At 60.8% G+C, this 24,072-nt stretch carries 21 protein-coding genes; 9 read left to right on the forward strand and 12 right to left on the reverse strand.

Translation table 11 applies throughout. The annotated features are described in order from the left end of the window. Positions 1-60 precede the first annotated feature (60 nt). A complete protein-coding gene (ahpC, locus tag ABV589_RS01610; protein ID WP_003224621.1) occupies positions 61-624 on the reverse strand; it encodes an alkyl hydroperoxide reductase subunit C in 564 nt (187 codons plus the stop codon). A gap of 136 nt (positions 625-760) precedes the next feature. Then, complete coding sequence (locus ABV589_RS01615; RefSeq protein ID WP_367084598.1) at positions 761-1,699, reverse strand: site-specific integrase; 939 nt, start codon at positions 1,697-1,699, stop codon at positions 761-763. Positions 1,700-1,876: 177 nt separating this feature from the next. Here ABV589_RS01615 and ABV589_RS01620 point away from each other — a divergent pair, with 177 nt between their 5' ends. Then, positions 1,877-2,899, forward strand: coding sequence for a DNA-binding protein (locus ABV589_RS01620; RefSeq protein WP_367084599.1), 1,023 nt, complete (start codon positions 1,877-1,879; stop codon positions 2,897-2,899). Here ABV589_RS01620 and gorA read toward each other — a convergent pair. Next, on the reverse strand, positions 2,896-4,254 hold the full coding sequence (gene gorA / locus ABV589_RS01625; protein ID WP_367084600.1) for a glutathione-disulfide reductase: 1,359 nt from the start codon (positions 4,252-4,254) through the stop codon (positions 2,896-2,898). The genes ABV589_RS01620 and gorA overlap by 4 nt on opposite strands. Continuing rightward, a complete protein-coding gene (locus tag ABV589_RS01630) occupies positions 4,238-4,465 on the reverse strand; it encodes a hypothetical protein (RefSeq protein WP_367084601.1) in 228 nt (75 codons plus the stop codon). The genes gorA and ABV589_RS01630 overlap by 17 nt, the downstream gene beginning before the upstream one ends. On the opposite strand from ABV589_RS01630, the gene ABV589_RS01635 reads away from it, so the two are divergent. Both ABV589_RS01635 and ABV589_RS01640 read left to right on the forward strand, forming a co-directional pair. Then, the gene (locus ABV589_RS01635) at positions 4,452-6,698 is read left to right on the forward strand and encodes a TonB-dependent siderophore receptor (protein ID WP_367084602.1); all 2,247 of its coding nucleotides are present in this window, start codon (positions 4,452-4,454) and stop codon (positions 6,696-6,698) included. The genes ABV589_RS01630 and ABV589_RS01635 overlap by 14 nt on opposite strands. 205 nt (positions 6,699-6,903) lie before the next feature. Then, entirely contained in the window at positions 6,904-7,113 is a 210-nt protein-coding gene (locus ABV589_RS01640; RefSeq protein WP_367084603.1) for a hypothetical protein, read from the forward strand. A gap of 84 nt (positions 7,114-7,197) precedes the next feature. On the opposite strand, the gene ABV589_RS01645 is transcribed toward ABV589_RS01640, so the two are convergent. The 5 genes from ABV589_RS01645 to ABV589_RS01665 form a co-directional block, all read right to left on the reverse strand. Further along, positions 7,198-7,695 carry a GNAT family N-acetyltransferase gene (locus ABV589_RS01645; protein ID WP_367086242.1) on the reverse strand — a complete coding sequence of 166 codons (498 nt, stop codon included), beginning with the start codon at positions 7,693-7,695 and terminating at the stop codon, positions 7,198-7,200. A 108-nt stretch (positions 7,696-7,803) separates the two neighbouring features. Next, positions 7,804-8,385, reverse strand: coding sequence for a DinB family protein (locus ABV589_RS01650; RefSeq protein ID WP_367084604.1), 582 nt, complete (start codon positions 8,383-8,385; stop codon positions 7,804-7,806). Positions 8,386-8,402: 17 nt separating this feature from the next. After that, positions 8,403-9,521: a cell division protein ZapE gene (gene zapE, locus ABV589_RS01655; protein WP_367084605.1), complete on the reverse strand. Its 1,119-nt coding sequence runs from the start codon at positions 9,519-9,521 to the stop codon at positions 8,403-8,405. A gap of 122 nt (positions 9,522-9,643) precedes the next feature. Then, complete coding sequence (speB, locus tag ABV589_RS01660) at positions 9,644-10,603, reverse strand: agmatinase (protein ID WP_367084606.1); 960 nt, start codon at positions 10,601-10,603, stop codon at positions 9,644-9,646. Between the two features lie 16 nt (positions 10,604-10,619). After that, positions 10,620-11,711 (reverse strand): polyamine ABC transporter substrate-binding protein, encoded by a 1,092-nt coding sequence (locus ABV589_RS01665; RefSeq protein WP_367084607.1) that lies wholly within the window; start codon positions 11,709-11,711, stop codon positions 10,620-10,622. Positions 11,712-11,810: 99 nt separating this feature from the next. Here ABV589_RS01665 and ABV589_RS01670 point away from each other — a divergent pair, with 99 nt between their 5' ends. The 3 genes from ABV589_RS01670 (at position 11,811) to ABV589_RS01680 (ending at position 14,983) form a co-directional block, all read left to right on the forward strand. Further along, complete coding sequence (locus tag ABV589_RS01670) at positions 11,811-12,704, forward strand: LysR family transcriptional regulator (RefSeq protein ID WP_367084608.1); 894 nt, start codon at positions 11,811-11,813, stop codon at positions 12,702-12,704. Between the two features lie 272 nt (positions 12,705-12,976). After that, positions 12,977-14,443 carry a nucleobase:cation symporter-2 family protein gene (locus tag ABV589_RS01675; protein ID WP_139055892.1) on the forward strand — a complete coding sequence of 489 codons (1,467 nt, stop codon included), beginning with the start codon at positions 12,977-12,979 and terminating at the stop codon, positions 14,441-14,443. Between the two features lie 66 nt (positions 14,444-14,509). Next, a complete protein-coding gene (locus ABV589_RS01680; RefSeq protein WP_367084609.1) occupies positions 14,510-14,983 on the forward strand; it encodes an LEA type 2 family protein in 474 nt (157 codons plus the stop codon). A 141-nt stretch (positions 14,984-15,124) separates the two neighbouring features. Here the strand turns inward: ABV589_RS01680 and ABV589_RS01685 are convergent, their stop codons facing one another. After that, complete coding sequence (locus ABV589_RS01685; RefSeq protein WP_367084610.1) at positions 15,125-16,048, reverse strand: carbon-nitrogen hydrolase family protein; 924 nt, start codon at positions 16,046-16,048, stop codon at positions 15,125-15,127. A gap of 84 nt (positions 16,049-16,132) precedes the next feature. On the opposite strand from ABV589_RS01685, the gene ABV589_RS01690 reads away from it, so the two are divergent. Beyond that, positions 16,133-17,047 (forward strand): LysR family transcriptional regulator, encoded by a 915-nt coding sequence (locus ABV589_RS01690; protein WP_367084611.1) that lies wholly within the window; start codon positions 16,133-16,135, stop codon positions 17,045-17,047. A 7-nt stretch (positions 17,048-17,054) separates the two neighbouring features. Here ABV589_RS01690 and ABV589_RS01695 read toward each other — a convergent pair whose 3' ends face one another. Continuing rightward, positions 17,055-17,309 carry a hypothetical protein gene (locus tag ABV589_RS01695; RefSeq protein WP_003224595.1) on the reverse strand — a complete coding sequence of 85 codons (255 nt, stop codon included), beginning with the start codon at positions 17,307-17,309 and terminating at the stop codon, positions 17,055-17,057. Positions 17,310-17,462: 153 nt separating this feature from the next. Between ABV589_RS01695 and ABV589_RS01700 the strand changes: the two genes are divergently transcribed. After that, the gene (locus tag ABV589_RS01700; RefSeq protein WP_007961870.1) at positions 17,463-17,780 is read left to right on the forward strand and encodes a YqjD family protein; all 318 of its coding nucleotides are present in this window, start codon (positions 17,463-17,465) and stop codon (positions 17,778-17,780) included. Positions 17,781-17,923: 143 nt separating this feature from the next. Here ABV589_RS01700 and ABV589_RS01705 read toward each other — a convergent pair whose 3' ends face one another. Further along, on the reverse strand, positions 17,924-18,964 hold the full coding sequence (locus tag ABV589_RS01705; RefSeq protein ID WP_367084612.1) for an Ldh family oxidoreductase: 1,041 nt from the start codon (positions 18,962-18,964) through the stop codon (positions 17,924-17,926). A gap of 230 nt (positions 18,965-19,194) precedes the next feature. Between ABV589_RS01705 and ABV589_RS01710 the strand changes: the two genes are divergently transcribed. Further along, positions 19,195-24,030: a hypothetical protein gene (locus ABV589_RS01710; RefSeq protein ID WP_367084613.1), complete on the forward strand. Its 4,836-nt coding sequence runs from the start codon at positions 19,195-19,197 to the stop codon at positions 24,028-24,030. The last annotated feature ends 42 nt before the right edge of the window (positions 24,031-24,072 follow it).

Raw genomic sequence — 24,072 nt, forward strand, 5'->3', positions numbered from 1 at the left:
GGCGGTGCAGCTTACTGAAGTAGGTGCGGAGTCCCGCCCTGTGTTGCGTGTCTCACAGACTCAGATCTTGCCGACCAGGTCCAGGGACGGAGCCAGAGTGGCCTCGCCTTCTTTCCATTTGGCCGGGCAAACTTCGCCTGGGTGAGCAGCAACGTACTGAGCAGCCTTGATCTTGCGCAGCAGCTCGGAAGCGTCACGGCCAACGCCGCCATCGTTCAGTTCAACGATTTTGATCTGGCCTTCAGGGTTGATCACGAAGGTGCCACGGTCAGCCAGACCAGCTTCTTCGATCAGCACGTCGAAGTTACGGGAGATGACGTGGGTCGGGTCGCCGATCATGGTGTATTCGATTTTGCCGATGGCTGGCGAAGTGTTGTGCCAGGCAGCGTGGGCAAAGTGGGTGTCGGTCGAAACGCTGTAGATTTCCACGCCCAGTTTCTGGAACGCAGCGTAGTTGTCGGCCAGGTCTTCCAGCTCGGTTGGGCAAACAAAGGTGAAGTCGGCTGGGTAGAAGAACACTACGGACCATTTGCCTTTCAGGTCAGCGTCCGAGACTTGTACGAAGTCGCCGTTTTTGAACGCGGTAGCTTTGAACGGTTTTACTTGGCTGTTGATGATAGGCATTGATGACTCTCCGTCAGGGTTGTGAATTCGATGGGTGAATCCTACCCACTCACTCGACGGATGGCTCATTGGCAAACCTGATGCTGCTGATTTGTTTTCGCTATTAGCAGACTGTATTAATAGAAGAAAACCATATCTACGACGAAGCCGGCTTATCCGTAATCCGCGCCATCCCGTGAAAGGGGCTGGCTTCAACATAGCGCATGGCTGACTTCATATCCTTCCAGCCGACGTAACTCATCAGCGATTTCAGATCCCAACCGCTTTGATGCGCCCACGTAGCGAAGCCGCGGCGCAGGGAATGACTGGTGTAACGCTCGGCCGGGATGCCGGCGCGCTCCAGCGCCTGACGCAGCAGCGGAATGATGCTGTTGGCGTGCAAGCCCTCATCGCTCAGATGACCCCAGCGGTCAACGCCGCGAAATACCGGCCCGCGTACCAGCGCCGCCTCGGTGATCCAGTCGATATAAGCCTGCACCGGGCACAGCTTGAGCAACGCCGGCGCCTGATAAGTCTGCCCGAGGTTGTCGCGGTCGCCCTTGCTGCGCGGCAGGTACAGGGTGATGCCGCTGCCGGCGTGCGCCTGCACATGCTCGATCTGCAGGCGGCACAACTCATCACTGCGAAAGCCGCGCCAGAAGCCCAGCAGAATCAGCGCCCGATCGCGACAGGCCTTGAGCAACTGCGGACGATCCTGATTCTGCCTGGCGCTACTGGCTTCCTGTTCAAGCCAGTCGACCACTTGCTGCAGATCGTGCAGTTGCAATGGTTCGGCCTGTTTTTCCTGCGCCGGATGCAGTGCGCGAATGCCCTTGAACACTTTGCGCACCACCGGGGCCTTGGTCGGATCGGCAAAACCCTGACTGTTGTGCCATTGCGCCAGCGCTGACAGCCGCAGTTTCAGCGTATTGATCGACAGCACGCCAGCATGCTCGACCAGGTACCGCGCCACGCTGTCGGCGGTCGCCGGCAGGAAGCCGCCCCATTTCACTTCGAAATGTTCGATCGCCGAGCGATAGCTGCGGCGGGTGTTGTCACGGGTGGCGGCTTGCAGATAGCGATCGATCTCGCTCATGGGCAGTGTTCTCGCAGGCGTACTGATTGCTGGATGAAAAAACCGATTCAGGGGGCTGACATTGGGTAATACCAGTATATCCCGCCTGTGATTAATCAAGCATTTAACTTTATATTGAGCATGGTACACTGCGTACTTTGGTGGCATGTACCACAGTACGTAATGGTAGGAGTTCACATGGCCCGTGGTGGCGTAAACAAAGCAGTGGTGCAGATCGCGCGCACAGCGATTCTGGCCCGGGGCGAACACCCCAGCATCGATGCAGTACGCATCGAACTGGGCAACACCGGTTCGAAAACCACGATCCATCGCTATCTAAAAGAGCTGGATGACGGCAGCCAACCGGTCGAAACGTCCGCAGAGCCGATCAATGATGAGCTGACCGCACTGGTCTCGCGTCTCGCCCAGCGCCTGAAAGAGCAGGCGCAAGAGCCGATCGAACAGGCTCGCGAGCAGTTCGAAGAGCAGCGCGAAACCCTGGAGTCGGAGCTCAAACAGGTACGCCAGGCACTCGAGCAACTGGAGCAACAGCACGACATCCAAGGCGCGGCACTGGCCCGCGAGTCCGAGGCGTTGAAAGAAACCCGCTCGATGCTGCAGACCGAGCAAACCCGCAACGCCGGACTCAATCAGGCGCTGGCTGATTTCGAATTGCGCCTGCAGGACAAGGACGAGCAGATCCGCTCGCTGGAAGAAAAGCACCTGCACGCCCGCGATGCCCTTGAGCATTACCGCAACGCCAGCAAAGAGCAGCGCGAGCAGGAACAGGCCCGTCACGAAGGCCAGCTCCAGCAGTTGCAGATGGAGCTACGCCAGGCGCAACAAAGTGCGCTGGTACGTCAGGACGAAATCACTCAGTTGCACCGCGACAACGAACGCCTGCTCACGGAAAACCGTGGCACTCAGCGCGAGCTGAGCCTGCTGCAGGATCAGCTCAAGCACAGCAACCAGCGTCAGGATCAGTTGCTGGAGCAAGCGACTCGCGTCGACAGCGAACGCACCCTCCTCCAGGAACGCCTGCGCGTGGCCCTGCTGGAAAGTCAGACGCTGAAACAGGATGCCGACGAACAGCGGCAGCTCAATCAGTCACTGGAGAAAGAACTGACCAAGACTCAGGCCAGCCTCGAAGACAGCTTGCGTCTGGCGGCTACCGTTGCGGCAGCGCCAGACACAGCCAAAGCCAAAGCCAAGGACGCTTAAGCGCCGACCGGCGTTCGCATGGTGACGAATTCCTCGGCGGCCGTCGGGTGCACCCCGATCGTGTCGTCGAAGTCACGCTTGGTCGCACCAGCCTTCAGTGCAATTGCCAGACCCTGGACGATCTCCCCCGCGTCCGGGCCGACCATGTGGCAACCGAGGACTTTGTCGGTCTTGCCGTCGACCACCAGTTTCATCAGGGTTTTCTCCTGACATTCGGTCAGCGTCAGCTTCATCGGGCGGAAGCGACTCTCGTAAATCACCACCTCATGGCCCGCGTCCCGCGCCTCTTCTTCTGTCAGGCCGACAGTGCCGATGTTCGGCAGACTGAACACGGCGGTCGGGATCATCTTGTAATCCACCGGACGGTATTGCTCAGGCTTGAACAAGCGCCGCGCCACCGCCATGCCTTCGGCCAGTGCCACCGGCGTCAATTGCACCCGCCCGATCACATCGCCCAGCGCCAGAATCGACGGCTCGCTGGTCTGGTATTGCTCGTCGACCTTGATGAAACCTTTGTCAGTGAGCTGCACATCGGTGTTTTCCAGCCCCAGGTTGTCCAGCATCGGACGCCGGCCCGTGGCGTAGAACACGCAGTCGGCTTCCAGCACGCGGCCATCCTTGAGGGTCGCCTTGAGGCTGCCGTCTGGCTGTTTGTCGATGCGCGCGATGTCGGCGTTGAATTGCAGATCCATGCCGCGCTTGGTCAGTTCTTCCTGCAGATGCTTGCGCACCGAGCCATCGAAACCGCGCAGGAACAGATCACCGCGATACAGCAGCGTGGTGTTCGCGCCGAGGCCGTGGAAAATCCCGGCGAACTCGACCGCGATGTAACCACCACCGACTACCAGCACCCGCTTCGGCAGCTCTTTGAGGAAGAACGCCTGATTGGAACTGATCGCGTGTTCGTGCCCCGGAATTTCCGGGATCTGCGGCCAGCCACCGGTGGCAATCAGAATGTTTTTCGCGGTGAAGCGCTCACCGTTGACCTCGACCTCGTGCGGGCCGACGATCTTCGCGTGGGCTTCGTGCAGGGTCACGCCGCTGTTGACCAGCAGGTTGCGATAAATGCCGTTGAGGCGATTGATCTCGCGATCCTTGTTGGCGATCAGGGTCGCCCAGTCGAAATTCGCCTCACCCAGACTCCAGCCAAATCCGGACGACTGTTCGAAGTCTTCGGCAAAATGCGCGCCGTACACCAGCAGTTTCTTCGGCACGCAGCCGACGTTGACGCAGGTGCCGCCCAGATAACGGCTCTCGGCCACCGCCACTTTCGCACCGAAACCGGCGGCGAAGCGCGCCGCACGTACACCGCCGGAACCGGCACCAATCACATAAAGGTCAAAATCGTAGGCCATTGCTATCTCCTCGGCAGGCCAACAGCATACCCGCCGCCGTCCATTGGGCAAGCGCTGTGCGCAGCTTTTCGCGCGGACCGGTGATCTCGGGAAACATCTCCAAATAATAATATTTCTCGTTTGTTACTAAATCGCCGGGCTGCACCTCGTCTCTGAACCAACGGATTTTTTCCCTCGAAGACAAGGAGTCGGCTGCGATGTTCGCGCCCATTACCCGTTCCATGACCCTGACTGTCGGCTTGTTCAGCATGGCGTTGAGTCCCGATCTGCTGGCTGAAACCGACCCTGAAACGGCGCCACAGTCCGCCCTCCAGGCGCTGGAACTGGACGCCACCAGCGTCAGCGCTGAAGGCCTCGGCCTCAACACCGAAAACACCGAGTCCTACACCACTGGCGCGATGAGCACCGCGACGCGGCTGAACCTGTCGATCAAGGAAACCCCGCAATCGGTGTCCGTGGTCACGCGCCAGCAGATGGATGATTTCAAGCTCGGTACATTGTCCGAAGCCATGCGCCAGACCACCGGCATCGTCGTGCAGCACAACGACTCGGATCGGGTCAGCTATTCGGCGCGCGGTTACCCGATCAACAATTTCCAGATCGACGGAATGCTCAACACCTTCGGGCGCATGAAGTCAGACTCTGACACCATCATCTACGACCGCATCGAAGTAGTACGCGGCGCCACCGGCCTGACCACCGGCGCTGGTGATCCTTCAGCGACGATCAACATGGTGCGCAAGCGCCCGACTGCCCAGTGGCAGGCACTGGCCGGAGTCAGCGGCGGCAGTTACGACAATTACTACAGCTATGTCGATGTCGGCGGGCCGCTGGCCTTCGATGGTCGGCTGCGCGGGCGCACCGTGCTGGCCTATCGCGACAGCCAGTCGTTCCGTGACAAATACGCGCTGCAGCGCGAGGTCGGCTACGGCATTCTCGAAGCTGATCTGACCGACTCCACGGTGCTTGCCGTCGGTTACGACTATCAGGACAAGCAGGTTCAGGGCACCTCCTGGGGCACCGTGCCGTACTGGAACGCCGACGGCAGCAAGGCTGGCCTCGGCCGGTCGACCAACATGGCGACGTCCTGGAGTTCCTGGCCGCTGAAGGACAAGACCGCGTTCGTCACCCTTGACCAGCAACTGGGTGATGGCTGGAAGTTGAAAGCTGCCTACACCCACCGCGAAAGTGATACCGATGGCAAGGTCTATTACGGCGGCTCCGGTTTCCCCGAGGCCGACCGCAGCGGCATGACTGCCTACATGGGGCACATGCTCGGCACGCAGAAAATGAGCGTGTACGACTTCAACCTGTCAGGGCCGTACCAGCTGTTCGGCCGCGAACACGAGATGATGTTCGGCTACGGCGAGGCGGAAAACCGCTCGACTTCGCCCTACGCCTTCAACAGCCCCCAAGCCGCCGACTACGGCAAGATCCGCGACTGGAAATACATGGGTGACATCGGCAAATTCGCCGACACCGTTACCGGCCTGCCGGGCGCGCGAGGCATCACTCGGCAAAAGGCCGGTTACCTCGCGACCCGCCTGAGCCTGACCGATGAGCTGCATGCCGTCATCGGCAGCCGCTATGGCAGCTGGGACGAATCCAGCACCGATTACTACTATGATGCGCAGCAAAAACTGACCAGCACCGATGCCACCCATCAACGCCAGAATGATATCTGGACGCCCTACGCCGGCCTGCTCTACGACCTGACGCCGGAGTACACGGCTTACGTCAGCTACACCGACATTTTCAAGCCGCAGAGTAAGCGCGACAGCAACCGCAATTACCTCGATCCGGTGATTGGCAGCAACTACGAAGTCGGGCTCAAAGGCAGCCTGCTCGACGAACGCCTGAACCTGGCGACGGCAGTGTTCTGGAGCAAACAGGACAACGTCGCCGAGCGTGACAACTCGGTACCCCCGGACCCGGTGAGCGGCGAGGAGTTTTTCAAGTCCGGTGGCAAGGGCAGCAAGGTCAATGGCTTTGAGGCCGAAGTGTCCGGCGAAATTCTCGACGGCTGGAACATGACCGCCGGCTACACTTATACCCACTCCGTCGACGGCGAAAAACAGCGCAGCAACACCGCTCAACCACTGAACATGCTGCGGCTGTCCACGGCCTATCGCTTGCCGGGCAACTGGCACGCATTGACCGTCGGGGGCGCGGTGAACTGGCAGAGCGACGTCTATGGCGCAGCCAACCGCCCGGTCGGGCGCGGCGCCAACGGCCGGATCATCACCGAGCGGTCGCGGATCAATCAGGAGGCCTACACCGTGGTCAAGCTGATGTCGCGCTATGAGTTCGACAAGCATCTGTCGGCGTCGCTGAACGTCGACAACCTGTTCGACAAGAAGTATTACGACAACGTCGGCTTCTACAATGGCGTGTACTGGGGCGACCCGCGGACGGTAACCCTGAGCCTGGACTGGAAACTCTGATCAATCCACGCAAACAAAACCCCTGTGGTGAGGGGATTCAACCCCGATGGGTCGCGAAGCGGCCCCACTCTCTCGGTGACGCGCAACGCGTCACCAAATCCCCTCGCCACCGCTGTTAACCCCGAGTTAATTCCCCGCCGGGACACTGTGCCCCGAGATCTGCTTCATGGACGAACGGCTCCCACGTTTTTCAGTAGGAGGCACCATGAAAACCACCACCGCCATTCTTGCCGGGCTACTCGCCCTCGGTTCCGCCAGCGCCTTTGCCGAGGGCGGCGCCGAACGCATGCGGCATTACTACGACAACTTCCCGGTCCACCACGCGCCAAGCGAACAGCCGACCGATGCAAAAACCCCGGAACTGAAGGTTCCGGACGATCAGACCGCACAAGTCACCGAGTCTTATCGCGACTGATTCACCGAGCAACCGATGGACCTCCGATGGCTCCGCTCTGGCCTCGGAGACGACAGTTGGGCGCCCTGTTTGGGGCGCCTTTTTTTATGCCTGCAGATCCTTGATCCAGAACAGCATGCGGCCATGTTCCGGGTCGAACATGCCGGGGGCGAAGCCAAATTTGCGGTAGGAATTCTGTGCCACCTCGTTGCCTTCGAGCACTTCCAGGGTGATCTTGCAGCATCCGCGCTGACGGGAAATCTCCTCGACCTTACGCAGCATTTTCTGGCTCAGGCCGAGACCGCGAAATTTGCTCACGACCGCCACGTCATGCACATTGACCAGCGGCTTGCAGGCGAACGTCGAGAACCCTTCGAAGCAGTTCACCAGCCCTGCGGGCTCACCGCCGACAAACGCCAACACGCTAAAGGCGTGCGGCCTGCGCGCCAGTTCTCCAGGCAGGCGACGCAGCAGTTCAGGGGCAAGTGAATGGCCGCCGCCCATGGGGTCTTCTGCGTAATGATTGAGCACGATGCCGATGGCTTCGGCGTGCAGTGGATTGGTGTAACTGGCTTGCAGCACAAGCATTTCTGCGGAATCCATTTCCATCCCCGATCATGGCCCCGGCGGGCAAGGTGCGCACCTGAAAGGCTGCTCGACCTTAACGCGAGGATGTTGCGGGCCACAACCGGATCTTTTGATTTCCAGGCTTCAGCGCCCCCAGATCAGCTCTTCCGTCCACCCCAGCTCGGCAAAATCCTGAGCCCGCAACCCGCTCTCACCGGCGCAAAAAAACTCATCCAGCTGCGGCGGTTTGACCGAGGTCGCGCTGAGCATCGCATGCACCTGCCCACGATGATGAATCTGATGCTCGAACAGGTGCGAAAGCATGCGCAAGCGACTGTCATGCTGTGGCGTTTCACGGGCGATGGTGACGATCCGCCCCAGATCGGCATCGCGCAATTGCTCGCAATAGGCGATCAGCCGGCGGTCCACGTGCGCCTGTTCCTCGCGCAATGCTGCGGCCTCGGTAAATGGCTCGTCGTGGGTGAAAAACACGTAGCAGTCGGGATGCGGTTCGTCACCGCGCAACTCACGCTCCAGTGCATCGACGTAGAACCAGTCGCAGGTCAGGATGTGATTGAGCGTCAGGCTGATGCTCGGAAAGAAGCTCGTTCGCGGCGCTGCCAGCGCTTTAGGGTCGAGCTGTCGCCAGGCCTTGCCCAAGCGATGATTGGCCCACGCGTTCTGGTAAGCCATGGTCAGTAAATGATGCGACAGCGGTTGGCTCATGCTCGCGCCCTCTGCGCTCAGGATTCGGCAAAACGCTGCAGCTGCATCTCCTGCAAACGGCTGAGGGTGCGCCGGAACGGGAATTCCAGATAACCCTCGGTGTACAGCGCCTCCATCGGCACCTGAGCCTCAATGTATAGCGGGACTTTACGGTCGTAACACTCGTCGACCAAGGCAATGAAGCGGCGTACCCCGTCGTCATGTACCGACAATTGCGGCAACTCACGGTCGCCGGCCACCACCTGCGCCGAGCCATCCTCGGTGCCGCGAGCGATGCGCCCTTCGCGTTTCTGCGCACTGAGGTTCGGCACCTCGCTCAACAGAATAGACCGATAGCCGTCGCACAATGCGATGAAGTCCATCGCGGCGAACGGTTGCTCGCAGAGATCGGCGTAGCGGCACCATAAAACCGTAGCGCTGGCCTGCACCACATTCAACACGCGATGGCCGACAGTCACCGGTTCTGCGCTGGCGGGTTGCCCGGCGTTGAGTGCCTGGAAAACCTTGTCCAGCGCACTGCCCTGCCCTGGTTCAGCAACAAAATAACGCTGCTCGACCGCGCCCGGATGCAGGCGATGATCCTCGGCGCCGTTCACCGCGACAACCTGCATGTGCGCCTTGATCGCGGCAATCGCCGGGACAAAGCGATCACGGTTGAAGCCGTCGGCGTACAGCTCATCCGGCGGCAGGTTGGAGGTGCAGACGATCACCACGCCTTCGTCGAACATCACCTGAAACAGACGCCCGAGGATGATCGCATCGCCAATGTCATTGACGAACAGTTCGTCGAAGCACAGTACCCGCACCTCGGCTGCCAGCTCTTTGGCCAGCGCGCGCAGCGGATCAGCGATGCCGGTCAGCTGGAACGAGCGCTGGTGCACCCAGCCCATGAAATGATGAAAGTGCTGACGCCGGGCCGGCACTCGCAGGCTCTGATAGAACTGATCCATCAACCAGGTCTTGCCACGCCCGACCGGCCCCCACAAGTACACGCCGATGACCGAACGGGCACCGGTATGCAAGGCTTCATGGCATTTTTGCAAGGCCCAGACCGCGTGCTCCTGGGCTTCATCCTGGATGAAACCCTTGTGCTCGATCGCGTGTTGCCAGGCGCTTAACGGAGAGTCGAAAGTCATGCGCGGCAGTATATATCCCTGTAGGAGCTGTCGAGTGCAACGAGGCTGCGATCTTTTGATTTTGTTTTAAAGATCAAAAGATCGCAGCCTTCGGCAGCTCCTACACAGGGGATTGTGGGGTGTCAGAGGTCGACTTTGTGCCGGGCGGCGTAGAGGCAGAGCATTTCCATCGCCAGGGTTGCCGCCGCCAGTGAGGTGACTTCTGCATGGTCATAGGCCGGCGCCACTTCCACCACGTCCATGCCCACCAGATTGATCCCGCGCAAGCCGCCGAGGATTTCCAGCGCCTGCACTGTGCTCAACCCGCCACACACCGGAGTGCCGGTGCCCGGTGCAAAGGCCGGATCCAGGCAATCGATATCAAACGTCAGGTACACCGGGTGGTCGCCGACCCGCGCGCGAATCGCTTCGACAATCGCCTCGCAGCCGCGCCGATGCACCTGACGCGCATCAAGCACTTCAAAGCCCTGATGATCGTCATTGGTGGTGCGCAAACCGATCTGCACCGAGCGCGCCGGATCCACCAGCCCTTCTCTGGCCGCATGCCAGAACATGGTGCCGTGATCGACGCGCTTGCCGTCCTCGTCCGGCCAGGTGTCGCTGTGCGCATCGAAGTGGATGAGCGACAGCGCGCCATGCTTACGTGCATGGGCCTTGAGCAACGGATAAGTAATGAAGTGATCGCCACCAAAGGTCAGCATCGCACTGCCGGCATCAAGAATGCGCTCGGCGTGGGCCTCGATGCTTTCCGGGATGGTGTGCGGCGAGCCGTAATCGAAATCGCAGTCGCCGTAATCGATCACCGCCAGATGATCGAACGGATCGAACGTCCACGGCCAGTGCCGTTCCCAGGCGATCCCGGTGGAAGCGGCGCGAATCCCCCGAGGCCCGAAACGCGCGCCCGGGCGGTTGCTGGTGGCGGTGTCGAACGGCACGCCGCTGACCGCCACGTCGACGCCGCGCAAATCACGGCTGTAGCGCCGGCGCATGAAACTGGTGATCCCGGCGTAGGTGCTTTCGGCAGAGGTGCCGTACAGGCTGTCGCGGGTCATGGCTTGGTCGTTGAGCATCGGCACGTCCATCGGTGTGCTCCTTTTATTATTGATGGCTACGGAAAGTGGTCCACAGACGCGTGCGCTGACGCATGTCCTTGAGGCTCATGCTGCGGTCGGCGTACAAGCGCTCGCGCATTTCGGCGGGCGGGTAAATGTCCGGGTCGTTGCGCACGGCCTCATCCACCAGCGGCGTCGCGGCCGTGTTGGCGGTGGCGAAAAACAGCGTGTTGGTCAGTTCGGCCACGGATTCGGGGCGCAGCATGAATTCGATGAACGCCCGCGCCGCTTGCGGGTTCGGCGCATCCTTGGGAATCGCCAGGTTGTCCTGCCAGATCAACGTGCCTTCGCGAGGGATCCGGTACGCGACCTCATAGGGTTTGTTGGCCTTGTGCGCCTGATCGGCAGCCATGCTCACATCGCCGTTGTAGGTCAGCGCCAGGCACACACTGCCATTGGCCAGATCGTTGATCTGCCGCCCGGTGGCGACATACAGCACCGACGGCTGGAGCTTCTGCAACAAGGCTTCGGCGGCGGCCAGATCATTTTTGTCGGTGCTGTAGGGATCTTTACCGAGGTAGTGCAGCGCCAGACCGATGACTTCCTGGGGCGAGTCGAGCACGGCAATCCCGCAGTCCTTGAGCTTGCTGGCGTACTCGGGCTTGAACAGCAGATCAAGGCTGTTCAGCGGCACATCCGGCAAGCGCTTTTTCACCGCCTCGACATTCAGGCCCAACCCGAGTGTGCCCCAGGTATAAGGCACGGCGTAGCGATTGCCCGGATCGACGGCCGCCAGTTTTTCCAGCAGATCAGGATCGAGGTTGGCGTAGCCCTTGAGCCCTTCGTGGGGAATTTCCTTCAAGGCGCCGGCGGCCAGACCTCGGGCCAGAACGCTGGAGGACGGCACCACCACGTCATAACCGCTGCCACCGGTCAGCAGCTTGGTTTCCAAAACCTCGGAAGTGTCGAAGGTGTCGTAGCGCACATGAATGCCCGTCTCCTGCTCGAAACGCTGCAGCGTCTGCGCCGGCACGTAATCGGCCCAGCTGTAGAGATTGAGGGTTCTGTCCTCGGCCTGGGCATTGAGGGCCACGGACAATAACAGCGCGGGAAAACACAGCTTGAACACGGGAGCCATGACGAACACCTGACCGGAGGAAGTGGCGGCAGGATGCGCCGTCGGATACATTGCAGAAATATCAAGTTAATTAACCTGACTTTACCCGGGAGTAATGTGATGCTCGGTCAGCTTCACGACGTCGATTTGCAGTTGCTGCGCCTGTTCGTACGGGTGGTGGAGTGCGGCGGCTTCAGCGCGGCGCAAGGTGAACTGGGTCTGAGCCAGTCGAGCATCAGCCAGCAAATGGCCAAGCTCGAAACCCGCCTCGGCTATCGCCTGTGCAGCCGTGGCAAGGGCGGTTTCAGCGTCACGCCCAAGGGTGAGCAACTGCTGATCGCCATTCGCACACTGTTTCAGTCCATCGAGACTTTCCGGCATCAGTCCAATGGCGTCGCCGGACGGCTGATCGGTGAGGTGCGGCTGGGCTTGTCCGAGGCGCTTGATCAGTCGGTGCTGCTGCGAGTGGCGGAGGCGATCCGGCGCTTTCGCGAGCGCGATGAGTCGGTGCGCATCGAGTTGATCAGCGCCATGCCCGGAGAGATGGAGCGCCTGCTGCTGCAACAGCGTCTGGACCTGGCCATCGGTTATTTCTCGCAGGTGCAGAGCGCGTTCGATTACCGCGAACTGTTCCGGGAAACCCAGCATTTGTATTGCGCGCAGGGGCATCCACTGTTCAGCGTCGATGAGCCGGATGATGCGGCATTGCAGGCCTGCGACCGGGTGGATCATCCATATCGGTTCATGCGCACGGGCGAGCCGTTTCCGGACAAGCGTTTTTCCGCGCGTTCGGAACAGGTCGAGGGCACCCTCGCCTTCATTCTCTCCGGCAAGCATGTCGACTATCTGCCGGATCACTATGCGCGGGTCTGGGAGGACAAAGGCATGCTGCGCGCGTTGCGGCCTGGGGAATTGAGTTTCGAAGTGGCGTTTCATCTGGCCCGGCATCGCGCTCAGGTGCCGGGGGACGCGCAGAAGGCGTTTGAGGAGGATTTGCTCAGCGCGTTTACATGACCTCTAAGCTTTTGTGGCGAGGGAGCTTGCTCCCGTGCGGCTGCGTAGCAGTCGTAAAAAACCGTTGACTGGATAATGCAGAGGGCTGCTTCGCAACCCAGCGGGAGCAAGCTCCCTCGCCACAACAATGTGTGTCAGTGCGCGCGGGTGCCGCCAACACCAATAAAACCTGACCTTTCAGGCAATTTTTGCTCGTTGCCCTCGCCGCCCTCTTCCGGCATCCTGCGCCTCCATTTTCTGACCCGGCCCCGCCTCACGGCGCGCAAAACACCATGACCGCCTCTGAAAAAGTCCCGCGCAACAACGATCTGCTCTACGGCCTCAACGACCGTCCGCACCTCACCGCCACCGTCTTCGCCGCGCTGCAACACGTGCTGGCCAGCTTCGTCGGCATCATCACCCCAACCCTGATCATGGGCGGTGCCCTCGGCCTGCAAAGTGAAATTCCGTACCTGATCAGCATGGCGCTGTTCGTCTCGGGCCTCGGCACGTTCGTTCAAGCCAAGCGTTTCGGCCCGGTCGGTTCCGGTCTGCTGTGCCTGCAAGGCACCAGTTTTTCCTTTATCAGCGTGATTCTCAGCGCCGGGTTCATGGTCAAGGCCCGGGGCGGCGGCACCGATGAAATTCTCTCGACGATATTCGGCGTGTGCTTTTTCGCCGCGTTCATCGAAGTGGTGCTGAGCCAGTTCATCGGCAAACTGCGGATGCTGATCACTCCGGTAGTCACCGGCACCATCATCACCCTGATGGGCCTGTCGCTGATCAAAGTGGCGATGACCGACATTGCCGGTGGCTTCGGCGCGCCCGATCTGGGCGCCGCCAGCCATGTGTTTCTGGCCGCGCTGGTGATCGGCACTATCGTTGTGCTGAACCGGGTCGACGTGCCGTTTCTGCGCCTGGGCGCAATCGTCATCGGCCTGACCCTCGGCTACGTAGTCGCGTGGCTGATGGGCACGGTAGATTTCGCCTCGATGCCCGAAGTGCCGCTGGTCAGCGTGCCGGTGCCGTTCAAGTACGGTTTCAATTTCGACTGGGTGGCGTTCGTGCCAGTGGCGGTGATTTTCCTGGTTTCGCCGCTGGAAGCAGCGGGTGACCTGACGGCCAACTCGATGATCTCGCGGCAACCGGTCAAGGGGCCGCTGTACATCCGCCGGATCAAATCCGGCCTGCTCGCCGATGGCCTCAACTCGGCGATGGCGGCAGTGTTCAACAGCATGCCGATGGTCACGTTCGCGCAGAACAACGGCGTGATCCAGTTGACCGGTGTGGCCAGCCGCTACGTGGCGTTCTTCATCGCCGGCCTGCTGGTGCTGCTGGGGCTGTTCCCGATGATCGGCGCGGTGCTGCAACTGATGCCCAAACCGGTGCTCGGCGGTGCCGAACTGGTGATGTTCGGCACCGTGGCCGTGGCCGGGATCAAGATCCTCGCCGAGGCCGGCCTGCATCGGCGCAACATGCTGATCGTGGCAATCTCCCTGGGCATGGGCCTGGGCATCGCCGCCGTGCCGGAAGTGCTGCGCGAGTTGCCGCAAGCGCTGCGTAACATCTTCGAATCGCCGATCACCGTCGGTGCGTTGTGCGCTATCGTGCTGAATATCTTCCTGCCGGAAGAATTCATTGAGCTGGAAGAAGACGATTTCGATCCGGAAGCGTCGATTCTGCAGGTCATGGAAAACCCCGATCTGCCGGCCAAAGCTGAACCTGCATCTGCAGCGGCGGTCGCACAGTTGAACCGTTGATCGCTGCGCCATGAAAAAAGGGCTGAGCCGGCAACGGTTCAGCCCTTTTTTGTTGAGAGACTGTTTATGCGCCGCGTCCACGCCGTCATCCTGTCCCTGCTGCTGTTGTCCCTGAGCGCCTGCGCGCTGTTTCCCAATCGAGATCCAGTGAACATCAACGTGGTCGGCCTCGAACCGTTGCCGAGCCAGGATCTGGAAGTGCGCTTCGCGATCAAGTTGCGGGTGCAGAATCCCAACGAAACCGCCATCGACTACAACGGCATCGCCCTGGATCTGGAGGTCAATGGCCGTCCCTTGGCATCGGGCGTCAGTGATCAGAGCGGCTCGATCCCGCGCTTCTCGGAAACCGTGGTCAGCGTGCCGGTCAGCGTTTCTGCATTTTCTGTCCTGCGCCAGACCCTCGGCCTGAGCCAGACACAAACCCTCGACAACCTGCCCTACGTGCTGCGCGGCAAACTCGCGGGCGGCGTGTTCGGCACCATGCGATTTGTCGACAGCGGTAAGCTGAGTTTGCCGAAAGCTACTGCTGCGACGTGGTAAATACACAATTTTGCAACCGCTCATAAATACCTGTGGGAGCTGGCTTGCCAGCGATAGGGCCGCATCAGCCAACATCGTCGTTGCTGACAGTCCGCCATCGCTGGCAAGCCAGCTCCCACAGGTTTTTCAATCAGCCCGAAGTTATGCGGTGAAACGCACGCCCGGTTTAGCCCGTTCATCAACCGACAGCTCAAACACATCCGGCCGCGCATAGTGGCCAACCACGTCATAGTCATACCGCGCCCGCACCAGCTCGTCAGTATCGATCTCAGCCGTGAGTAACCCCGCCTCCCCGCGCAACGGACCGGCCAGCACATCGCCCATAGGCCCGACAATCACGCTGCCACCGGCAATCAACGGACGGTCCGCCGGCCAATTGGCAATCTCCACGCCCAACTCGTTCGGCGAGGCCTGTACCTGACAGGCGCTGACCACAAAGCAACGGCCCTCGTGGGCGATGTGACGCATGCTGACCTGCCACATCTCGCGCTCATCCACGGTCGGCGCGCACCAGACTTCAATGCCCTTGGCGTACATCGCCGTGCGCAGCAGCGGCATCATGTTTTCCCAGCACACCACCGCACCGAGTTTACCGACCTGAGTGTCGAGTACCGGCAGCGTCGAGCCATCGCCCTTGCCCCAGATCAACCGTTCGGTGCCGGTCGGCATCAGTTTGCGATGCTTGGCCACCAGCCCCGCCTGCGGATCAAAATACAGCGCCGTGCAATACAACGTGCTGCCGGCACGCTCGATCACGCCGATCACCAGATTGGCCCCGGTGCGCGCCGACAAACCGGCCAGTGCCTCGGTTTCTGCTCCCGGCACATCGATGGCGTTGGCGAAGTAGCGGGCGTAGGCCTCGCGGCCTTCGGGCAGGCGATAACCCAACTGCGTGCCGAAGCCCTCACCTTTCGGATAACCGCCGAGCAACGCTTCAGGCATCACCACCAGTGCCGCGCCGGACTCGCTGATCGCGGCTTCCCAGCTGAGGATCTGTTCCAGGGTTTCAGCCTTGCCACCGGGCAAGGCGCCGATCTGCAGGGCGGCGACGATTGATTTGGGCATTGCGGTCACTCCATCGGGTTCAAGTGTTGCCGATTCTGCGGTGGCGCGGGATCATGAATAAAGACCGATTCACTGCTGAATGATATGAGCCAAATGAATATCGCAACCGTCGACCTTAACCTGCTGAAAGTCTTCGAAGCCCTGCATGAAGAGTCCAGCGCCAGCCGCGCCGCGCTGCGTCTGGGCGTGACGCAATCGGCGGTCAGCGCGGCGTTGCGCCGGTTACGCGAGGTGTATGGCGATCAGTTGTTCGTGCGCACCGGCCGTGGCTTGGCGCCGACGCTCAAGGCCAATCAACTGAAACCGGTGGTCAGCGAGGCGCTGAACAAATGTCGGCAGAGCCTGGCGATGGTCGATCCGGCGGCCCACCACTATGACGGCCGATCAGTCACCGTGGGCCTGTCGGATGATTTCGAAATCGCTTATGGCCGGCGCCTGATCGAAGCCATCGCTCGCAGCGCGCCAAAGCTGCGGCTGATCTTCCGCCAGACCCACAGCCAGATCGTCGCCCGCGCTTTGATGGAGCGCAGCATCGACCTGGCGATCACCGCCGGTGGTTTTGCCGAGCGCCTGCTCAGCCGTCAGGTACTGGGTGAAGGGGATTATGCGTGTCTGGTCGATCCGGGCAGTCTGGCACCCGGCCAACAGAACATCGATTTGCCGGAGTTCGTCACCCGCGAGCACATTCTGGTGTCCTCGGGCGGTTTTATCGGCATCACCGATGAGGGGCTGGCGGCGCTGGGCCTGAGCCGGCGGGTCTGCGCCTCGACCACGCACTTTGCGGCGCTGCCGCATTTGCTCAGGGGCAGCGGCGCGGTGGCAACCATCCCCCGCCATGCCGCCCAGGCCATTGCCGAGCTCAGCGGGCTGGTGCTGCTGCCCTGCCCGCTGGCGTTGCCGCGCTATCCGATCGAACTGGGCTGGCGCACCAGCACGCAGATCGATCCGGTGGTGATCAAGGTGCGTGAGGCGATTGTCGGGTGCTTCAACACCGACTGAGCCGCTATTACTTGTTGGCCGCCATCAGTCGATTGACCTCACTGCGCACCATGTTGGCGAATTCCGGCGGGGACATGCCATCCAGCTCGGCGCGCACCCACTCGGCCCATTTGCCCTTGCGCTTGGAGCGTTCGCCGAACAACCGCGCGGCCTCGCCTTTGGCTTTGCCCAGATTGTTCTGCCAGAGTTCGAACAGACGGGATTTCTCGTCTTCCAGCGCAGCGCGCTCGGCGAGGGATTTGTCGGCCAGATTGAAACTCATGGGGAAATACCTGCTGCGTAAAATGGCGACATCTTACACGCTCGAGGGAAATCTCCGGCGCAGGTTTTTCTTTCGCACCTAAAATCAGTGCAACTTTTCAGTCAGCGCCACACTCCATTGATCACTGTTCATCCATCTGCAAGGAGTCACCCAATGGCCCGCAAATCCCGCGTGCAAGCCGTCGAAGACCAAATCAAGGATCAGGCATTCAGCGAACTTCAGGCTTTGATCGAAGAGTCCGACAAACTGCTCAAGAGCAGCGCCTCACTGGTGGGCGAAGAAGCCGAGACCCTGCGCGGACAAATCGCCCTGAAACTGCAACAGGCGCTGGATTCTGTTTCGAGCGTGCGTGAGCGCACCAAACCGGCGGTCGAGGCCACCGAGAGCTACATTGGCGGCCATCCATGGCAGACCGTAGCGATTTCCGCCGGTTTCGGTCTGGTGGTGGGCTTGTTGCTCGGTCGTCGTTGATCGACGTCTGACAAAAAACCTGTGGCGAGGGAGCTTGCTCCCGCTGGACTGCGCAGCAGTCCCCCTGTTCTCAAACAGACAAAGGGGGGCCGCTTCGCGACCCGGCGGGAGCAAGCTCCCTCGCCACATTTGTTCTGTGCCGATTATTCTCCGGCCAATTCGCGCAACTGCACCAGCGTCTGCTCCTCCAGCACAATCCCCTCGGCCAGCGATCTGGCCCGCTGCAAATGCCGGCGATCACCCGGCAAGCGCTTCAACCCAACTCCATGCATCTGCCGCACCAGTTCTTCGCTGCGCTCGGCAAAGCTCTGCCCGGCAGCTTTGCTTGGGTCGATGACGATCAACAGCTGCCCGGTCCACGGGGTCTTGGCCCCGGGATGGTTCGACCAATCGAACTCGAAGGAGAAATTGCCCCCGGTCAACGCCGCCGCCAGCAGCTCGACCATCATCGACAGCGCCGATCCCTTATGCCCGCCAAACGGCAACAGCGCGCCACCCTCAAGAATGGCTTTCGGATCCTGCGTCGCCTGCCCAAGACCGTCCACACCCATTCCGGCAGGCAGACGTTCACCCTTGCGCGCGGCAATCTGCACGTCGCCGTGAGCAATGGCGCTGGTCGCCAGATCAAACACAATCGGCGCACCACCGGCGCGCGGCGCGGCAAAGGCAATCGGGTTGGTGCCGAACAGCGGCCGATCGGCGCCATGCGGCACCACGCAGGTCATGCTGTTGACCACACTGAGCGCCACCAGACCTTCCTCGGCGAACGGCTCGACGTCCGGCCACAACGCCGCAAAGTGATGGGAGTTGCGAATCGCCAACACCGCGATCCCGGCGTTGCGCGCCTTTTCCACCAGCAACGAGCGGGCTGCGGCCAACGCGGGCTGGGCGAAACCGTTGCCGGCATCGACTCGCACGAAACCCGAGGCTACGTCCTCGACTTGCGGCACAGCCTGACCATTGACCCAACCGCTATTGAGGGTCGAAACATAACCGGGGATACGGAACACGCCATGACTGTGCGCCCCGTCACGTTCGGCACCGGCGCAGTTGGCAGCCAAGGTGCGGGCGACGGACGCCGACGTACCGTGGCGCAGGAAAACCTTTTCAAGCAATTGCGTCAGCGCTTCGAGCGAGAGTGTGGACGCAACGGGGGAAGACACGGAATCGTGTGGCGCAGACATCTGAAGCTCCAGACTAATTATTGGAGGGAACAACAGCGTACGAACAGCTTACCCAGCGATTAACCACGCCCGGTATGGGTGCTGTCAACCGTTGTGGTGCCGGCATGTCGCTGCCAGCACATTGCGCTGCCGCTTGTGCGGTAACTATGTACCACCCGTGCTATCTGCCCGGTCTTTAGTCTCGTGTCTCAATTTACCGGTGCACCGGCCGGTGCCCTGAACGAGACCCGATGATGCCTGCACCCACTCCTCCCCTGCTGCTCCAGCCCATGCTCAACTCCCCCGGATCATGGCGCGAACTCGGCCACCTCCATCACATGTCCAGCGCTGACTTCCGATGGCTGAGTCACGTGCAACTGGGGACTCATGCCCTGCGCAGTCAGCAGACCCCGCCCATGCTTGCCCAGCGCATCCTGCTCAACACCGAAGGCGCACCAGCGGTGCCGTTGGCGGGCAGCTTCATCCTCAGCGCCACCCCGGATGATCGCGGCATTCTGTTGTACACGCCTTTTGCCGGGCTGAAAAAACATGCCAGCCTCGCCAGCCTGACTGCGCATCTGGAACAGCATCTGAACAGCGCCCGTGAGGACGATCGGCTGCTCGCGCTTCTCGCCCTTTCCCATCGCAAACGACTGGCAGAACGGCACGGTATCAGCGTGACCTATCAGCTTGTCGAGGGCGATATATTCGAGGATCAACGCGCCGCCATCGAGCACTGCCAGCAGCTTAACGCGCAGGCGATGCTCGATGAGCTGATGCAACTGCCCGAGCTTGGCAGCCTGCTCCAGACCATCGTCGACGAACTGCTGACGCCAACGATGCGCGACGTCGACCAGACCCGCACGCGCGTGAATCTGTACGCGACCGCAACCGCAACCGCAACCGGCCCGGCATCGACCGACCTTCCTTCACGACGCAAGCTCGAAACACTGTCGCTTGGCGACGCGTTGCTATTGCACTATCGCCACTCCGGATGGCCGGTTGGCCAGACCCATGAGTTTTCGCACCCCGGCCGAACTTTTCTGGCCAGTGATCAGCAACACTGGGAGACAGCCGTCACCACGGCTTCAGGCAAACTGCTTGTGTTGCTGTACCAGCACATGGAGCGCTACTGGAATGGCCCCGGCGCTGACGGGGCCTCGCGGCGCGACGTTTTTGCGCAGATTATTCGGCAGCAGGCGCTGGCGGACTTTTTGCTCAAGCGCGAGGCTGGCATCATCGATCAGCGTCAATTCGACAGCCTGCTGACGTCGTTGGGTTTCAATGAAAGTCTGGCACCTCGCGCGGCCGTGGAAACCGTGCGTCTATGGGAGCACCAGGCAAACTTCGTGGAACTGGCCGGTGCGCTGATGATCGGCCATTCCGACAGCTGCCTGTATACCCCGACTCACGGTTTGCAGGTGCTCAGGGACTACGCAGATCTCAAAGCCATGTTGCTCGGCAAGTTCGCCAGCCCCGGGCATGAAGACGAACTCTATGGTCTGTTGAGTCTCGACGAGCGCCAACGCTTTCTCGGTTTCGACCGGCCGCAGGTTTCCGGCCAATCGATTGCCGGAGACGTGTTCAGCGTCCTGCTCGAGTTGATCATCACCAAGCAACGACAGAACATCGACTATGCCTTGCAGTTGTACCGGCACAGCGACGGCGTCGTGGATATCCGCGCGCTGTTCGACAAGGCCCTGGACATCCGTTCGATGCTCCACGAGCGCCTTGTGCCACTGGATGCCCGCGGGCGCTGGAGCACCCGGCCGATGCTCACCGGTAACCCATTGCCTTCCAGGGTGCTGGCAGACACTGCCGCAGCCGAAGTGCGCAAGTTCGCCAGCATCATGCCGACCATCGCCGCAGACTTCGCCGCCCAGCCACTGAGCGTCACGGCGCTGCAGCGCACCTATCTGCTGGGCATCGCCGCGAAACTGGCACACGCCCTGTCTGTCGGCATCAATGGCGAAGCACGGTTGAGAGTCCTGAACGGAACGCTGAGCCGTCATCAGCAAGCCCTGGTCGACACCGTGTTCAATCCGGATTACCCGGATCGCAGCCGCCGCAAGGCACTCAACGGGTTTCGGCCGGACGCCTGGGCATTGACGTTACAGCTCGCCGGGCAAAGCGACATGCTGCCGCTGGCCAACTGCGTCCTGCTCACGGAACGCGGTGGACCCGATACGCAGCACTCGGGACGCGCGATTTTGTGGACACCCGCCCTGGGCCTGGAAGTCTTCCGCTCGATCGAGCAGGCCAGACAGGTTTTGAACCAGCGGCTGCTGGATCCGCAAAAACGCCTGGTGCTGCTGGAAAACCTTTCACCCCTGCACCAGAGGTTCCATCAACACTACACGCTGGGACGGTTACAGCTGATCAGCGGCAATGTCCTGCAGGATCGTATCGAATCAGCGATCGAACACTTTCTCCAGCGCTGTGATCAGGTGCGGGGCCGCCAATGGCCAACGCCGCGCGAAACCCGGATCCTCAACACGTTGAGTGAGCAAGTCGTCGAGACCAATCTGCAACGTGCCACCGCTCTGGCGCAGGCACTCGGCAAGCAGCATTCACTGCCTGCCTGGCTGGGAATGGCCACGCTTGAAGAGCAGCAGTTGCACCTGGAACTGCTGGAACAGTGGCGCCTCAGTGTCATTGACGACGCGGATTATCTCCACGCGCTGCCAACCTTGCGTGATTACATCAGGCAGACGCTTCAAACACTGTTGAGCACCCGCTTGCAGAGGCAGGCTCTCGACCCCGAGCAGATCATCGTCACTCCGGCGCTGAGCCTGATCGGGTCGGCGATGAGCCTGACCGATTTCGCCTTGAACCATGCGCATATTGCACAGGACACTGCATTCACCCTCAGTTCGAGCACCGACCAGGCGCTGCCGACGGGACTCGACCAGCAAGCGGTCAGAAGTCTTCTGTTGTCCTTGAACGTAGCGACAACATTTGCCGACAAAATCACCAAGGCGTTGTCTGTGGATGGCGTCGATGCCGAACAACGCAAGCAGCGTTTCCTCCGGCAACTACCCTGGCAACTGCTGCAGCATGCCCATCAGCTGCAACTGCAACAACGCTTGTCGCCGAAGGCCTTCAGCTTGATTTCACAGGTGCTCGACATGCCCGATGCCGTCGCTCGTGCGACCGTGCAAGGGGCCGATGCCATTGTCCGGCCGTTGGCGCTGATCAAGACTGCCGGAGCCTCAGCGATCAAGGCGCTGGGACTGTACTTGATCGGCCCTGCGGGACAACCCGGCCCTCAAGTGCTTTATGCGCCGTACCATGGAGAGCACGCATTCAGTGAGTTCGAGGACGAGGCGGCAGTGATCGCCGCGCTGAACACGCCGGGTTCACTGCAGGACTTGCTGCTGCGCCGCTTGCCGGAAAGTCAACGTTCGATCTTCAGCGCGTTGTTCAAGGCGAGCAGCGGCCGGACGAGCGAAATGACCCTGGCCGCCAATCCGGTCGACGGCAACTTGCTGCTGCAGTTGTTCGACGACAATCTGGCGTTGTTACCCCACTTGCTGAGCAGCCATTCGCTGCCATCGGCGCAGGCGGATTGGGACGCCGCGAAGAATCTGTTCAGTACAGGCATCCAGCAGATCCGGGGCCTGCTGCCGGGCAAACTTGCCTATGTGCAGTTTCTCTGGCAAAGCTTCAAGGATTTCATGGGCTCGGCCGAAGCGTTGCAGGATCACCACTGGAAACGTGCGCTGCAAACCTTTGTCGCTGGCGCAGCGCAGATGATCACCCTCGGGCGACTGGCACTGGAGTCACGTCTGGAATCTCGAGCTGTGGCAGCGCCGCAAGCACCGCAGCCAGCCACGCTGAGTGCTCCCGTCCTTGCGCAGACAGAGCCGACCGATCCGTTGCGCACCTCGCTGCAGACCTTTGAAGCTCCGACGATCGCGCTGAAGGATCTGACCCACAATGCAGCCGAAGGCACGTATCAGGACCTGAAAACCAAAGCGACCTACGCCCCCATTGCCGGCAAAGTCTATCCCGTGGAGCGGCCGGGAGCCGTCTGGCAAATCAAGGGCGCCGACCAGCCAGGTCCGGTGTTGCAACACACCGCTTCCCGGCAACTGGTGCTGGACCCGGATCGCCATACCGTGCATTTCGGCAAAGGCCTGTCGAAAATGTACAACCGCTTTGCGACTGATCGCGAAACCCGACACTGGCTGAATATCGAGGCGCAAGGCATGGACGAAATCCGCGCCAGACACCCGGAAAAGGCGCGCATGATCATCGAGGCGATTGATCTGGCCCGGCATTACGCGTTCAACAGCCTGCACAATCTTGCCCAGCTCAGAAACTACGCGCCCGGTACTCGCCTCGATACTTTTCTCAAAAGCTTTTTTGGCGTGCAACGCCTGGATGCCGACATTCTCGACAAATTGAAGCTGGCCATCGTGCCGATCTGTGATGCCTTGGTCGACCCCACGGAAGACCTGATGAATACCAGTCGCTTTGTCGTCGGCTCGAATAAGCACCGCAACTCGGGAGTCATTGCCTTTGTACTGGGCGAGGATTTGCTCCAACGAGTGCACTTCACCGAGAAGTTCTTCAATCAGGGGCTGGACTGGTACAAAAACGGTCTTACCCAGCCTTTCAATGTCGAAGGGCATGCACGGGCGGCAACGCTGATCCACGAGTTTTCTCACCAGTTCGGCAAGACCGTGGACATCGCGACCCTGGAAGCCCGCCGCCCGTTTACGGATCTGATTGCCACAGTCACCGGCTACGGCGCGGCCCAGAAACAGGCACAAACGCAATTCCAGCGCGAAGCCTTGTCACTGTCCACACCTCGTGAAGAACTGTTTTCGCGCTGGAGCGAAGAATTCAAGGAATGGCTCGATGTCGACGAGACGCCGGGCATGGGTCATGTGCGCAGGGAAATTCTCAGGACCACCCATACCGCGAATCTGGAAGAGGCGCGCACGGCATTTCTCAGCCCGACGAATGCGCACCCAAGGATCGACACGATATTGAGTAATGCCGATTCCATCGCTTTCCTGATTTGCGAAATGGGCCGCCAACTCGACCCGGTGGTCCAGCCTCACGGAGGGCTCAACTAAGCAAAAAAAATGCGCAGGCATTGGCCTGCGCATTGTTTATCG

Source organism: Pseudomonas sp. HOU2, assembly GCF_040729435.1.
In the GTDB taxonomy this organism is placed as follows: Bacteria; Pseudomonadota; Gammaproteobacteria; order Pseudomonadales; family Pseudomonadaceae; genus Aquipseudomonas.